This is a genomic window from Bradyrhizobium sp. CCBAU 11361, assembly GCF_028128935.1.
Classification (GTDB): Bacteria; Pseudomonadota; Alphaproteobacteria; order Rhizobiales; family Xanthobacteraceae; genus Bradyrhizobium; species Bradyrhizobium niftali.
The window spans coordinates 1-1,919 of record NZ_LBJZ01000099.1 but is presented as its reverse complement, the minus strand read 5'-3'; the positions used below and the strand labels follow the sequence as shown (position 1 = coordinate 1,919).

Sequence of the window (1,919 nt, the reverse complement as noted above, 5' to 3'; positions counted from 1 at the left end):
GCGGTCCGCGGATCCAACTCGGCCGATTCCATCAAAGGCAATTCGGCAGCCAACACGCTGGAGGGCCTGGCCGGTAATGACACGCTCGATGGTGGCGCCGGTAACGATACGCTGACGGGTGGCATAGGCGCCGACAAGTATGTTTATGCCGACGGGTATGGCGCAGACTTGATCACCGACTTCAACCGCATCGAGGGCGATGTCATCGACGTCAGCGGCGTCGCCGGGGTGCTTTCATTTGCCGACATCCAGGCCAGGGCGGCCGCGGCTGGCGGCAACACCTTCATCACGTTCAGCGCAGGCAACACGCTGACGCTGACCAGCGTGATCGTTGGAACTCTGCAGGCGAGCGACTTCATCTTTGCAGCCAGCATCAGCGGGACGGCCGGCGACGACAACGGCACTGCAAATCCTGTGATCCAGGGCACCAGCTCATCGGAAGCGATCTCCGGTCTGGCCGGCAATGACGTGATCGAAGGTTTTGGCGGCAACGATTACATCGATGGTGGTACGGGCCGGGATGTCGCGGATTACCATCAGGCGCCCGGCGCCATTTCCGTCGACCTGGCGAACGGCACGGTAACCGGCGACGCCTCGGTTGGCAGCGATGTGCTGCGCTCGATCGAGTATGTTCGCGGCACAAATTTCGCCGACACCTACACCGCGGTCGGCTTTGGACCGGCCAGCACGAACAACTCGCTGGATATTCAGATCCAGTCGAGCATCAACAACACCTTTGAAGGCGGCGGTGGCAACGACACGATCACCGGCAACGCGCTGACCCAGGCCGCGTTCATCGCCGGGCTGGCCGGCACACAGGTGTCTTATGCCCACGCCGCAGCGGCTGTTACGGTCGACCTGGGAGCGGGAACGGCAACGAGCACTGCTGGCAGCGATGCTGCGCAGATCGGCGTCGACACCTTGGTCAATGTCACCGGCGTCGTCGGTTCGGACTTCAATGACACCCTGATCGGGCGCAATGATTCGGTTAACGACCAGTACGGCTTTGTCGACGTGTTTCTGGGCGGAAAGGGTGATGACTTCATCGATGGCAAGGGAGGATACGACTTCGTCGCCTACTCCAGCCTGCTCAATCCAGGCAGTGTCACGGGCGGCGTTACTGTCAACCTGGCTGCCGGTACCGTGACCGGCGATGCCTCGATCGGAACTGACACGTTGCGGTCGATCGAACTCGTTCGCGGCACACAATTCAACGACACCTATGTTGCGACCGGATTTGGAAGCGGCAGTACCAATGCCGGCAGCGGCGGCACCTTCAATAGCTTTGAGGGCATGGAAGGTGACGACACGATCACCGGCAACGGCAACACGCGGATCGACTACAACTTCGCCCTCGCATCAGTGACCGTCGACATCCAGGCCGGGACCGGTCACAGCACAGTTGCCGACAATGCCGATGTGAGCACCGACACCTTCACCGGAGTGAACAATGTTCGGGGGTCGAGCTTCAACGACTTCCTGTCCGGCAGCAACAATGCCACGGGCGTTGAGGTCTTCACCACCAGTCGGGGCAATGACACGGTTGATGGGCGCGGCGGCTTCGATCGTGTCCAATATTGGTCGAGTGGCAACGATCCGGTAACTGGCGGTATCATCATCAATTTGGCCGCTGGAACAGTCGTCGGCAATGCCTCGGTTGGAACTGACACTATCAACTCCATCGAAGCAGTGCAGGGGACCCGTTTTGCCGACACCTATAACGCGGTCGGATTCTCCGGCTCAAGCACCAACCAGGGCAGCCTGGGAACATTCAACGAGATCCAGGGGATGGGCGGTAACGACGCTATCACCGGCAACGGCAACACGCGGATCGCCTTCTACAACGCGCTTGCCGGGGTTACGGTCGATCTGGTTACCGGGACTGCGCAGGGGACCGCCGCGGGCGATTTGGCCGATGT

At 60.9% G+C, this 1,919-nt stretch carries 1 protein-coding gene; it reads left to right on the top strand.

Annotated elements, in window-relative coordinates; genetic code table 11:
* On the top strand, positions 1-1,919 hold a 1,919-nt coding region (locus tag XI08_RS10050; protein WP_271574294.1), incomplete at both ends, for a beta strand repeat-containing protein.